The following is a 12,532-nucleotide window of genomic DNA, read 5'->3' on the forward strand; positions in this document are numbered from 1 at the left end:
CGGCTCCGCGCGATCGGTGGGCGCCACCCCTAGCATTGCGGCGTGACCGGCCCCGTCGACGACGTCTCCCGTGGTGTGCGGCGTGCTCTCGCCCTCGCCGTCGCGGTGTGTGCGGCCGCGACGGTGACCGCGTGCAGCCCGGGTGCGGACGGACCCACCGCGGCGGCGCAGCGCTTCCTCGACGCCGTCGCCGCCGGGGACACCGCCGGGGCCGCCGCGCTGTCGGACCGCCCGGACGATGCGCGAGGTGCGCTCGACTCGGCGTGGTCGTCGTTGCAGGCCGAGACGCTCGTCGCGACCGCCGGTGAGTCGCGCGGGAGCGGCGACACGGCAACCGTCGAGTACACCTACGAATGGCACCTGCCGAAGGACCGCGTCTGGACGTACACCGGGGAGATGCGTATGGCGCGCTCGGGCGGCGACTGGCAGGTCCGGTGGTCCGCGACCGATCTGCATCCCCGGCTGGGCGACACGCAGCGGATGGAGTTGCGTGCGACCACACCGCCGCGTGCGCGCGTCAACGAGCGATCGGGCAGCGACGTCCTCGTGCCGGGGATCGTCCATCGCATCCGGTTCGATGCGAGTGCCGCCGACGACGTCGTGGCGTCGGCGCGTGCGCTCACCGATGCGCTGCGTCCCTTCGAGCCGGATCTCACGGTGCAGGGACTGGTCGAATCGGCGACGGGCACCGGCGGCGACTACCTCGTGATGCGGTTGCGGGACGACGACTACGCGACGGTCGAAGGGGTGCTCGCGGCGATTCCGGGTGTTTCGGTCGGTGACGAGGCCGATCTCGTCTCGACGGACCGCGCGTTCGCGCCCGATCTCGTCGATCAGGTGAAGAAGGCCGTCGTCGACGAGGTCGACGGCACGGCGGGCTGGTCCGTCGTGACGGTGAACCGCAACGGCGCGGATGTCGGCGTCCTCACCGAGACCCCGCCGGAGCCCGCGCCGTCGTTCTCGATCAGCCTCGATCGCCGCGTCCAGATCGCGGCCCAGGCGGCGGTCGATGCGCGGGTCGAGCAGGCGATGACCGTCGTGGTGCAGCCGTCGACGGGGGACGTCCTCGCGGTCGCGCAGAACGAGGCCGCCGACCGGGACGGCCCGGTCGCGACGACGGGGCTCTATCCGCCCGGCTCGACGTTCAAGATGATCACCGCCGCGGCGGCGATGGAGTCGGGTCTCGCCGGTCCCGACAGCCCGGTGCCGTGCCCGGGTTCGATCGTCATCGGCGAACGCAGCGTCCCCAACTACAACGGCTTCTCGCTCGGCACGGTGCCCATGGCGACGGCGTTCGCGCGTTCGTGCAACACCACGTTCGCGAAACTCGCGAGCGAGATGGCGGCGGACGATCTGACACGCGCCGCGGCGCAGTTCGGCATCGGCCCGGAATACGACGTCGTCGGTGTTCCCGTCTCGGCCGGATCCGTCCCTCCCGCGCCGGATCTCGTGCAGCGCACCGAGGACGGTTTCGGCCAGGGCAGGGTGCTGGTGAGCCCGATGGGCATGGCCATGGCGGCCGCGACCGTCGCACACGGGTCCGCGCCGACGCCGCGGCTGCTCGTCGGCGCGGAGACTGCGGTCGCCGGCGAGCGGCCGCCGGTGGACCCCGAGACGATCGAGGGGCTGCGCGCGATGATGCGGCTCGTCGTGACGTCGGGCACCGCCGACCGCATCGCGGATCAGGGCGAGGTGTACGGGAAGACAGGCGAGGCCGAGGTCGAGGGCGGGTCGCACGCGTGGTTCGTGGGCTACCGCGGCGATCTCGCGTTCGCGACGCTCGTGGTGCGGGGCGGCAGTTCCGACAATGCGGTCGCGGTGACGCGGCAGATGTTCGACGGGCTTCCGCCGGACTACTGATCGTCGCGTTAGGGTGAGCGGCACCCGGAAAAGAGACGACGGTCACAGGAGCGACGATGCCGACGGAGACCTCTCCCGCCCAGCCGCAACCCCGATTCGCCGCGCGTGTCGCGGACCTCGTGGACGAGTACGGCGGGCCGGACGCGTGTGCCGCGCAGCTGCTGTGCGATCGGCATCCGGCCGACGCCGTCGCGTTCACGATCATCGACGCCGATCTGAGCGCGGCCGACCTCACGTACGGTGAACTCCGCAGCCGCTCGGAGGCGTTCGCGGCGGCGCTGCGCGGGCGCGGCATCGGCCCCGGCGATCGCGTCGCGACCCTCATGGGCAAGTCGGCGGAACTCGTCACGGCGCTGCTGGGGATCTGGCGGTGCGGGGCTGTGCACGTGCCGCTCTTCACGGCGTTCGCGCCGGCGGCGATCGCCTTCCGGCTCACGGCCAGCGCCACGAAGGTGGTCGTGGTCGACGCCGAGCAGCTCGCCAAGCTCGCGCCCGGCGACGACGTGCCCGCCGATCCCGAGTGGACGACGATCGTCGCGGGCGGCGACGCCGACGAGTTCGCCGGGCTGCTGGCCGAGCACGCTCCGGGCGGCGGTGAGCCGTGGCGCAGCGGGGGAGACGGGGTGCTCGTCGAACTGTTCACGAGCGGGACCACGGGGACTCCGAAGGGGGTTCCCGTCCCGGTGCGCGCCCTCGCCGCGTTCCACGCGTACCAGGAGTTCGGGCTCGACGTCCGCGACGACGACGTGTTCTGGAACGCTGCCGATCCCGGGTGGGCGTACGGGCTCTACTACGCGATCCTCGCGCCGCTCGCGAGCGGCGTGCGCAGCATCCTCGTGCGTGCCGGCTTCACGCCCGCCCTCACGTGGGGCGTGATGGAACGGTTCGGTGTCACCAACTTCGCGGCTGCGCCCACGGTCTACCGCAGCCTGCGTGCGGGCGCGGCGCCTCCCGCGGGAGTGTGGCTGCGGCGCGCGTCGTCCGCGGGCGAGCCGCTCACACCCGACGTCGTCGAGTGGTCGTCGGCGGCCCTCGGTGTCGTCGTGCGCGATCACTACGGGCAGACCGAGCACGGCATGGTCGTCGCCAACGCATGGGCGGACGGGCTCCGTGAGGACGTCCCGGCGGGATCGATGGGCCGCCCACTGCCCGGGTGGGTGTGTGCCGTCCTCGAGAACGATGCGGACACCGTCGCCGCTCCCGGCAGCGCCGGCCGCGTCGCGATCGACACCGAGAGCGAATTATTCTGGTTCGCAGGCTATCTCGACGCACCCGAGAAGACGGCGTCGCGATACACGCCCGACGGCCGGTGGTATCTCACGGGCGACGCGGGGCAGACCGACGACGCGGGCCGCTTCTACTTCTCGGCGCGCGACGACGACGTCATCATCATGGCCGGGTACCGGATCGGCCCGTTCGACGTCGAGAGCGTGCTCGTGATGCACGAGCACGTCGTCGAGGCCGCCGTCGTGGGACGCCCCGACGCGCTGCGCGGCGAGGTCGCGGAGGCGTTCGTCGTGCTGCGCGAGGGCGCCGTGGGCACCGAGTCTCTCGCCGCCGAACTGCAGCGGCTCGTCAAGGAGAAGTTCGCGGCACACGCGTACCCGCGCACGGTGCACTTCGTGGACGCGCTGCCGAAGACGCCGAGCGGAAAGGTGCAGCGGTACCTCTTGCGCCGGGGCTGAGCGCGCCCCGATCCCGCGCCCGGACTGCCTGAACTCGCGTCCCGGCAGCGAGTTTCGCGCTCGTGTGGGCTCTTTCACGAACTGCACGCGGGTGCCGGTTCGATGTCCTACGCTCGATTTCGACGAGCAGGGAGGTCGATGGTGAGCGCACCCACCCGGGATTCGGGATCGGCGGCCGCCCCCCGTCCGCCACGTGCGGACCGGATAGCGCCGCGCACGCATCGGCGGCGGCCGAGCGACATCACGCTCAAGACGACGATGGCCCTCACGGGGATCGCGTTCGCGGGCTTCGTGTTCGTGCACATGATCGGGAACCTCAAGGTCTACTTCGGCCAGGACGAGTTCGACCACTACGCGCACTGGCTGCGCACCCTGCTCCAGCCGCTCGTCCCGTACAGCGGCGTGCTGTGGATTCTCCGGATCGTCCTGCTGGCGTCGCTGATCGCGCACGTCGTCGCGGCGTTCCTGCTGACCCGCCGCGCCCGCGCCGCCCGCGGCCCGCACAGGCGGGCAGGGCTGGGGGTCCGGACGCTGCCCGCCCGGACGATGCTCGTGACCGGAATCGTCTTGCTCGCCTTCGTCGTCTTCCACATCCTCGATCTCACGACGGGGACGTCGCCGGTCGCGAGCAGCGAGTTCGTCGACACGACACGGGAGACCTCGCACGCCTACGGCAATCTCGTGGCGAGCTTCGAGCGATGGCCGGTCGCCGTCTTCTACATCGTCGTGATGCTCCTGCTGGGGATGCATCTCGTCCACGGGATCTGGAGTGTCGTGCACGATCTCGGTGGCACCGGCCGGCGGCTCCGCCAGTGCGGGGCGGTGATCGCGGGCGTCGTCGCCGTCGCGGTGACCGTCGGCAACGTCTCGATTCCGATCGCCGTCCTGACGGGAGTGGTGTCATGAGCAGTCCTGCGGATGCCGCGATCGACCTCGACGGCCTGCGGTCGCTGGGCGACGACGTCTCCTCGGGCGTGCCGGACGGCGATCCGGCGACGGCGTGGCAGCGGCGGAAGGACTCCTACAAGCTGATCAGTCCGCTCAACCGGCGAAAGTTCTCGGTCATCGTCGTCGGAACGGGCCTCGCGGGGTCGGGCTGCGCGGCGGCGCTCGGCGAACTCGGCTACGACGTCCACTCGTTCACGTATCACGACGCCCCCCGCCGCGCGCACAGCGTCGCTGCACAGGGCGGGATCAACGCGGCGCGTGCCCGCAAGGTGGACAACGATTCGCTGCACCGGTTCGTCGTCGACACCGTCAAGGGCGGCGATTTCCGTGCCCGCGAAGCCGATGCCTTCCGGCTCGCGGAGGAATCGGTGCGGGTCATCGATCATCTCGATGCGATCGGCGCTCCGTTCGCGCGCGAGTACGGCGGTCAGCTCGCGACGCGCAGCTTCGGCGGCGTCCAGGTCTCCCGCACCTACTACACGCGCGGGCAGACCGGCCAGCAGTTGCAGGTCGCGGCGTCACAGGCGTTGCTGCGGCAGGTCGCTCGGGGCTCCGTGACGCTGCACACGCGCCACGAGATGCTCGATCTCGTCGTCGCGGACGGACGCGCGCAGGGAGTGATCGTCCGCGATCTCGTGACCGGCGAGATCGGTGCGCAGACGGCGCACGCGGTGGTGCTCGCGACGGGCGGCTACGGCACCGTCTACTTCCAGTCGACGCTCGCGCGGAACTGCAACGCGACGGCGTCGTGGCGTGCCCACCGCCGAGGTGCGCTGCTGGCGTCGCCGTCCTTCGTCCAGTTCCATCCCACCGCGCTGCCGGTGAGCGCGCCGTGGCAGTCGAAGACGACGCTCATGAGCGAGTCGCTCCGCAACGACGGCCGAATCTGGGTGCCGCGCAAGGCGGGCGACGATCGCGCGCCCGGCGACATCCCCGAGGCCGAGCGCGACTACTACCTGGAGCGCAAGTATCCGGCGTTCGGCAATCTCACGCCTCGCGACGTCGCGTCCCGTGCGGCGAAGGAGCAGATCGACAGCGGTCACGGCGTCGGGCCCCTGCACAACAGCGTGTATCTCGACTTCGCGGACGCGATCGGGCGGCTCGGCAAGGATGTGATCGCCGAGCGCTACGGCAACCTGTTCGCGATGTATCGCGATGCGACGGGCGAGGATCCGTACACGCAGCCGATGCGGATCGCGCCCGCGGCGCACTTCACGATGGGCGGGCTGTGGTCGGACTTCGACCAGATGTCCAACATCCCCGGGCTCTTCGTCGGCGGCGAGGTCGGCTGGGACTATCACGGCGCGAATCGGCTCGGCGCGAACTCGCTGCTGTCGGCGTGCGTGGACGGGTGGTTCACGCTTCCCTACTCGATCCCGAACTTCCTCGCGCCCCACATCGGATCGCCGGTGCTGCCGCTCGACGACCCGGCCGTCGTCGACACCGCGAACGCGGTGCGCGATCGCGTGGACCGGCTGCTGTCGGTCGGTGGCAGGACGGGGCCCGATCGTTTCCATCGGCGGCTCGGCGAGATCCTGTACGCGGGCTGCGGTGTCGCGCGCAGCGCCGAGACGCTCACCGATGCGATCGAGCGGATCAGGGCGCTGCGCGAGGAGTTCTGGTCCGACGTCCGGGTGCAGGGGACCGGTGCGGAGTTCAACCAGGAACTCGAACGGGCGGGCCGCGTCGCCGACTTCCTCGAACTCGCCGAGCTGATGTGTGTCGACGCGCTCGACCGCGACGAGTCGTGCGGTGCGCACTTCCGGCTCGAGCACCAGACCGCCGACGGCGAAGCCGTGCGTGACGACGAGCATTTCGCGTTCGCGTCGGCCTGGGAGACGACGCCCGACGGGAGCCGGATCCGTCACCGAGAGCCGTTGTCGTTCGCGGCAGTTCCGCTGCAGACACGCAACTACCGCTGAGGACGGACACGATGAAGATCACGATCGAAGCGTGGCGCCAGGACGGACCGGACGATCGCGGCAGATTCGAGACGTATTCGCTCGACGACGCGACCCCCGAGATGTCGTTGCTCGACATGCTCGACGTCCTCAACGACCATCTCGTCGACGACGGGCGCGACCCCATCGCGTTCGACTCCGACTGCCGCGAAGGAGTCTGCGGCACGTGCGGAATCACCGTCGACGGCAGGCCGCACGGTCCGACCCCCAACACGCCGTCGTGCCGGCAGCATCTGCGGCACTTCCCGGACGGCGGGTCGATGCGGATAGAACCGTTCCGCTCCAACGCGTTTCCGGTCGTCCGGGACCTCGTGGTCGATCGCTCCGCCCTCGACCGCGTGATCGAGGCGGGCGGGCACGTCGCCGTCGACGCGGGTACCGCACCGGACGCCGACTCCCAGCCGCTGCCGCACGACGAGGCCGAGAAGGCGCTCGACTATGCGGCGTGCATCGGCTGCGGTGCGTGTGTCGCCGCGTGCCCCAACGGATCCGCGCATCTGTTCACGGGATCCAAGCTCGTGCACCTCGCGACCCTCACGCAGGGCAAGCAGGAGCGCGGCAGGCGCGCGAAAGCGATCACCGGGCAGATGGAGGAGGACTTCGGTCCGTGCTCGACGTTCGGAGAATGTGCCACGGTGTGTCCCGCGGGCATTCCGCTCGACGCCATCTCCGCAGTGGGGCGCGAGTCGCTGCGCTTCGGATTCCGCAGAAAAGCCGATTGAGACGGCGCCGCGTCGGCACCCCGCTGAACGACGCGGCCGCGCGCGGCCCGCGCACTCACCAGTCGCCGAGCAGCTTCATCCACGCACCGCCGACGATGGTCCAGATCGCGATGAGCACGATCGACATCAGGAAGCCGATGCGGAACCACTCGCTGGTCTTGATGTACCCGGAGCCGTACATGACACCGGCGGGGCCGGACGAGTAGTGGGCGAGGCCGCCGAAGAGGTTGCCGATGTAGCCGAAGACGAGGGCCGAGAAGATCGGCGGCGCACCGGTCGCGATCGCGGCACCGAGGAAGACGGCGTACATCGCGACGATCTGGGCGGTGTTCGACGCGAACAGGTAGTGCACGTAGAAGTAGACGAGCGTGAGGATCGCGAACGACGCGAGCCACGGCATGCCGTCGACACCCGACGCGACGCCGTTGCCGATCCAGTCGATCACCCCGAGGTTCTTGAGTTGATCGGCCATCGAGACGAGCACCGCGAAGAACACCAGCGTCTGCCACGCGCCCTTGTCCGACACCAGATTGCTCCAGCGCAGCACACCCGTCACCAACAGGATCGCAATGCCCACGAACGCCGTCGTCGTGGCGCCGACGTTCAGCTGATCGCCGAATATCCACAGCACCAGCAGCAGCACGAAGGTCCCGGCCATGATCCACTCGGGGCGCTTCATCTTCCCCGCCTCGCGGAGCTTCTCGCGCGCCATGTCCGGTGCGCCCGGCGTCTTCTTCACGGTCGGCGGGTAGATCTTGGACATCACCCACGGCACGGCGATCAGGCTCACGATTCCCGGAACCAGTGCCGAGAGCGCCCATTTGCCCCACGAGATGTCGACTCCCAGGCCACGGGCCGCGTCCTGAGCGAGTGGGTTGCCCGCCATCGCCGTCACGAACATCGCGGACGTGACGACGTTGACCTGCATCGCCGTCAGCAGCATGTAGGAGCCGAGACGCTTGCGGGATTCGTCGCTCTCCGGTGTCGAGTTCTCGAGTTCGGAAAGCGACCGGATGATCGGGTACACGACGCCGCCCGCACGTGCGGTGTTCGACGGAGTCGCCGGAGCGAGAACGAGATCGGTGACCGCCATGCCGTACGACAGCCCGAGGCTCGACGTCCCGATACGGCGGACGAACAGCAGCGCGATCCGGGTACCGAGTCCCGTGACGATGAATCCCTCGGCGATGAAGAACGCCGCGACGATGAGCCAGATCGTGCTGTTGGAGAACCCGGCGAGGGCCTCCTGCGTCGTCATGGCCTGCGTGATCATGGCGACCGCGAGCCCGACGAGGGCGACCGATCCGGTCGGCAGCGGCTGCAGGATGAGCCCGAGGATCGTGCCGACGAAGATCGCCAGCATGTGCATCCCGCCGTCCTGCACGCCGTCGGGAGTGGGCAGGAAGAAGACGATCAGGGCCACCAGGACGGGGACGCCCGCGCGCCACCACATCGGATTCATGTGGTGGTGCGGGTGCTCGTCGGTCGCGGGCTCGGTACCGTGTACGTTCGGCGGGCCGCCGGAATTGCTCATCAATCCTCCGCTCGCGGCGCTGTTCTCGCGTCACCAGCGATTCTGGTACAGGTGCGCGAGACTCCGTGGGGGTTCGGCGGAAAAGCTGCGACGACCGGTGTGTGCGCCCGCTCGGCCGCGGGGCATACCCTGGATGCATGTCCACACGCGCTCCGTTGGTCCCCGGTACCGTCTCGCCCGTCCGTCCCGTCCCGTCGTCGATCGAGGCGCCGGAGTACGCGTGGAAGGCGACTGCGAACGAGGGTCACGAACCGTGGGTGCAGACTCCCGAGACCATCGAGAAGATGCGGGTCGCGAGCCGGATCGCCGCGGGCGCGCTCGCCGAGGCCGGCAAGGCCGTCGCGCCGGGCGTCACGACGGACGAACTCGACCGCATCGCGCACGAGTTCATGATCGATCACGGCGCCTATCCGAGCACCCTGGGCTACAAGGGTTTCCCGAAGTCGTGCTGCACCTCGCTCAACGAGGTGATCTGCCACGGCATCCCAGACTCCACGGTCGTGCAGGACGGTGACATCGTGAACATCGACGTCACCGCCTACATCGACGGCGTGCACGGCGACACCAACGCGACCTTCCTCGCGGGCGACGTCGCCGAGGAGGTGCGCCTGCTCGTCGACCGCACCCGCGCGGCCACCGAGCGTGCGATCAAGGCGGTCCGGCCCGGCCGGGCGCTCAACGTGATCGGCCGCGTCATCGAGGCGTACGCGAATCGGTTCGGCTACGGCGTCGTCCGCGACTTCACGGGCCACGGGATCGGCGAGACCTTCCACAACGGCCTCGTGATCCTGCACTACGACGAGCCGAGCGTCGACACCGTCATCGAGCCGGGCATGGTCTTCACGATCGAGCCGATGATCGACCTCGGCACCGTCGACTGGGACATGTGGGACGACGGCTGGACCGTCGTCACCCGCGACCGGAAGTGGTCGGCGCAGTTCGAGCACACTCTCGTCGTCACCGACACCGGTGCCGAGGTGCTGACGCTGCCGTGACCACGCCGGTCGCGGGTGACTGCGAACTCAGACCGTTGCGCGGCGCAGCAGCGCCCACGCGCCGGCTATCGCTGCGAGTCCGACGGCCAGCGGCATGACGACCATCGGGACGGCGACCGGGACCGAGACGAACCACGATCCGATGTCGCCCCACCAGCCTGCCCAGGTGACGAGGACCGCGAGGGCGCCGAGTGCGACCAGCACCGCGGTGCCGACCACGTAGATCCCCGTCATGCGGTAGCGGAACTGGATCGCGCCCAGCAGCAGTCCGATCCCGTTGCCGAACACGAACAGCGATGCGATGCACGCGAACTGCACCCACTCGCTGGACGTGAACACCGAGCCGATGTCGAAGGCGAGCATGTTCAGGCCGAAGCCGTCCGTGGCGCGCTCGACGAGGGCGAGGCCGAACAGGAGTGCGCTGAGGACGAGGACCTGCCCCGCGCCGACGAGCAGGATGGACGCGAAGAAGTCGCGCCGGGTGACGCCGAGGCCGACCGCGAACGGGAACGTCTGCGTGATCGACACGATGTAGAAGCCGAGGACCGAGAAGAACACCGCCGACACACCGCCGGTGAAGTTCGCCTCCTGCGGGGCGTCGACCAGGGCGATGATGGCGTAGGCGATGGCGAACGCGGCCGCACCGATCCCGAGCGGCCACCACAGCAGGCCCGCGAGCGGCTTCGTGTGGACGCGGGCGACCTGGGCCACTCGCGCGGCGGCGGGTACGTGCGCCGGGGAGATCTGGGTCGTGGTCATCGGGATTCCTTTCGGTTCGGGCCGTGCGTGCCCGCGGCGAGATCGATCACGTACTGCTGGAGCGGCAACGGCTCGAGGACGACGCCGGCGCGCGACGCGGCGGCGCGCTCCTCGTCGCTCGGCTCACCCTGCAGTGCGACGCGCGCCTGCGTACCGAGCGTCTCGCGCCGCAGCTCGCGCATGCCGGCCGCGAGCGTGTCGACGGCGGTGGCGGGTCCGCTCGCCAGCCAGGCGGCCCGGCGCAGATCCTCGGTCGTCTCGTCGATCACCACGCGTCCGTGGTCGAGGAGCACGATGTGCTCGATGAGGTCGGCGACTTCGTCGATGAGGTGGGTCGAGAGCACGACCGTGCGTGGATGTTCCGCGTAGTCGGCCAGCAGATGATCGTAGAAGCGCTGGCGGGCAACGGCATCGAGGCCGAGGTAGGGCTCGTCGAAGACCGTGAGCGGAGCGCGGGACGCGAGCCCGACGACGACGCCGAGCGCCGACGTCATACCGCGCGAGAGCTTCTTGACCCTGCGCTTGCGTGGCAGCTCGAACTCGCGGAGCAGCTCGTCCGCGTAGTCGGCGTCCCAGTTCTGCAGGAATCGGGAGGCGTTCTCGAGCACGCACTCCACGCTGAAGTCGAAGGGATACGACTGGCTCTCCTTGACGAACACGACGTTCGCGAGGACGTCCCGGTTCTCGGCCGGCGCCGCACCGAAGACCTCGACGTCACCCGACGTGGGGAACATCTGGCCGGTGAGCATCTGCATGAGCGTGGACTTGCCGGCGCCGTTGCGGCCCAGCATCCCGTAGATGCGATCGGCGCGAAGATCGAACGTCGCGTCATCGACGGCGGTGAAGTCTCCGAACCGCTTGGTGAGTCCGCGCACGGACACGACCGTGCCGTCGTGGTGGACCGTGCCGTCGTGGTGGGTCGGGGTGCTCCGGGGGAGCGTGGCGGCGCTCATCGTGCTTCCTTCCATTCGGTGGGGCTGGTCTGTTCGGTGGGGCTGGGGGCGTGTGCGTGCCGGTAGCCGCCGATCATCGCGGCGAGTTCGTCGACGCCGATGCCGAGCTTGTCGGCCTCGGTGACGAGCGGATCGAGGTACTGGCGTGCGAAGTTCTCGCGGCGACGGCCACGCAACATCTCGCGTGCGCCGGTGGCGACGAACATTCCGATTCCCCTTCTCTTGTAGAGGATTCCGTCGGACACGAGCTGGCCGAGCCCTTTGGCGGCGGTGGCCGGGTTGATGCGATGGAACGCCGCGAGTTCGTTCGTCGACGGCGCCTGGCCCTCCTCGGGCAGTGATCCGTCGATGATCGAGTTCTCGATCATCTCGGCGACCTGGACGAACAGCGGCTTGCCGTTGTCGGGAAGCGTCACGGCGCCACCCGTCCGCCGACGACGTCCCGTTCGCCGACCCAGTGCATCGGTTCGTTACTCATGTAACCAACCATAGAACCGATGCGGTGTCGTCCGCAACCGCGTCCGATCGCGTAGGTTCTGGGATATGGAGACGACACGGGTGTCGGTGGGTGGCGAACAGATCCCGGTCGTGGTCGGTGGACCCGAGACCACGCACACCGTGATGCTGCTCGGCGACACGGGACACGAACCGGACTCGTTCACGACAGTGTGCGAGCGACTGCACAATTCGGCGTTGCGGACGATCGTCCCGCAGGATCCGGCGGCCCTCGACCGCACGACCCTCATGGGCCTGCTCGACGCCCTCGAGATCGGGTGGGTCAACCTCGTCGGCATCGACGGCGGCGCCGAACTCGCATGGGCGGTCGCGGCGACCCAGTTCGGGCGCTTCGCGAGCCTCGTCGTCGCCGACCGCGGTCACCCGGCGGTACCCGACCGCGGCGGTCTCGTCCGCGATGCCGCCTGCCCGCCGGTCGAATTGCCGACGACGGTCCTCGTCTCGCAGCCCGACCGCGCGCCCGAAGCGCGGGGGAGCGGACGCTTCGTCTACGCCGACTTCCGGATGGTCGAACTCGCGCCCGTCGCGCAGGTGCCGCGCGACGCCGCGGCCGAACTCGCGACGGAGATCACGCTGCGCACGTCACCGTGGTGACGGCG

At 69.7% G+C, this 12,532-nt stretch carries 11 protein-coding genes; 7 read left to right on the plus strand and 4 right to left on the minus strand.

Annotation, left to right across the window (positions count from 1 at the left end; genetic code table 11):
* Positions 1–42: 42 nt before the first annotated feature.
* The 5 genes from RR1_RS08615 (at position 43) to RR1_RS08635 (ending at position 7,176) form a co-directional block, all read left to right on the plus strand.
* The gene (locus RR1_RS08615) at positions 43–1,860 is read left to right on the plus strand and encodes a penicillin-binding transpeptidase domain-containing protein (RefSeq protein ID WP_010838710.1); all 1,818 of its coding nucleotides are present in this window, start codon (positions 43–45) and stop codon (positions 1,858–1,860) included.
* Positions 1,861–1,916: 56 nt separating this feature from the next.
* Positions 1,917–3,545 carry an AMP-binding protein gene (locus RR1_RS08620; RefSeq protein ID WP_010838711.1) on the plus strand — a complete coding sequence of 543 codons (1,629 nt, stop codon included), beginning with the start codon at positions 1,917–1,919 and terminating at the stop codon, positions 3,543–3,545.
* A gap of 138 nt (positions 3,546–3,683) precedes the next feature.
* Positions 3,684–4,451, plus strand: a complete 768-nt coding sequence (locus RR1_RS08625) for a succinate dehydrogenase cytochrome b subunit (RefSeq protein ID WP_051111205.1) — start codon at positions 3,684–3,686, stop codon at positions 4,449–4,451.
* The gene (locus RR1_RS08630) at positions 4,448–6,415 is read left to right on the plus strand and encodes a fumarate reductase/succinate dehydrogenase flavoprotein subunit (RefSeq protein WP_010838713.1); all 1,968 of its coding nucleotides are present in this window, start codon (positions 4,448–4,450) and stop codon (positions 6,413–6,415) included. The genes RR1_RS08625 and RR1_RS08630 overlap by 4 nt, the downstream gene beginning before the upstream one ends.
* Positions 6,416–6,426: 11 nt before the next feature.
* Complete coding sequence (locus tag RR1_RS08635) at positions 6,427–7,176, plus strand: succinate dehydrogenase/fumarate reductase iron-sulfur subunit (RefSeq protein WP_010838714.1); 750 nt, start codon at positions 6,427–6,429, stop codon at positions 7,174–7,176.
* 55 nt (positions 7,177–7,231) lie between these two features.
* Here the strand turns inward: RR1_RS08635 and RR1_RS08640 are convergent, their stop codons facing one another.
* Positions 7,232–8,710 (minus strand): anion permease, encoded by a 1,479-nt coding sequence (locus RR1_RS08640; RefSeq protein ID WP_051111206.1) that lies wholly within the window; start codon positions 8,708–8,710, stop codon positions 7,232–7,234.
* Between the two features lie 137 nt (positions 8,711–8,847).
* On the opposite strand from RR1_RS08640, the gene map reads away from it, so the two are divergent.
* Positions 8,848–9,705: a type I methionyl aminopeptidase gene (gene map, locus RR1_RS08645; RefSeq protein ID WP_040773690.1), complete on the plus strand. Its 858-nt coding sequence runs from the start codon at positions 8,848–8,850 to the stop codon at positions 9,703–9,705.
* A gap of 27 nt (positions 9,706–9,732) precedes the next feature.
* Here map and RR1_RS08650 read toward each other — a convergent pair whose 3' ends face one another.
* The 3 genes from RR1_RS08650 to RR1_RS08660 are packed head-to-tail and all read right to left on the minus strand — an operon-like array spanning position 9,733 to position 11,785.
* The gene (locus tag RR1_RS08650) at positions 9,733–10,464 is read right to left on the minus strand and encodes a hypothetical protein (protein WP_010838717.1); all 732 of its coding nucleotides are present in this window, start codon (positions 10,462–10,464) and stop codon (positions 9,733–9,735) included.
* Positions 10,461–11,417 carry an ABC transporter ATP-binding protein gene (locus RR1_RS08655; protein WP_143153773.1) on the minus strand — a complete coding sequence of 319 codons (957 nt, stop codon included), beginning with the start codon at positions 11,415–11,417 and terminating at the stop codon, positions 10,461–10,463. Before RR1_RS08655 ends, RR1_RS08650 begins: the two co-directional genes overlap by 4 nt.
* Complete coding sequence (locus RR1_RS08660) at positions 11,414–11,785, minus strand: GntR family transcriptional regulator (RefSeq protein WP_081634180.1); 372 nt, start codon at positions 11,783–11,785, stop codon at positions 11,414–11,416. The genes RR1_RS08655 and RR1_RS08660 overlap by 4 nt, the downstream gene beginning before the upstream one ends.
* A gap of 175 nt (positions 11,786–11,960) precedes the next feature.
* Between RR1_RS08660 and RR1_RS08665 the strand changes: the two genes are divergently transcribed.
* Positions 11,961–12,527 (plus strand): alpha/beta fold hydrolase, encoded by a 567-nt coding sequence (locus RR1_RS08665; RefSeq protein WP_010838721.1) that lies wholly within the window; start codon positions 11,961–11,963, stop codon positions 12,525–12,527.
* The last annotated feature ends 5 nt before the right edge of the window (positions 12,528–12,532 follow it).

Origin of the sequence: Rhodococcus rhodnii NBRC 100604 (genome assembly GCF_001894925.1) — a bacterium.
Lineage (GTDB): Bacteria > Actinomycetota > Actinomycetes > Mycobacteriales > Mycobacteriaceae > Rhodococcus_F > Rhodococcus_F rhodnii.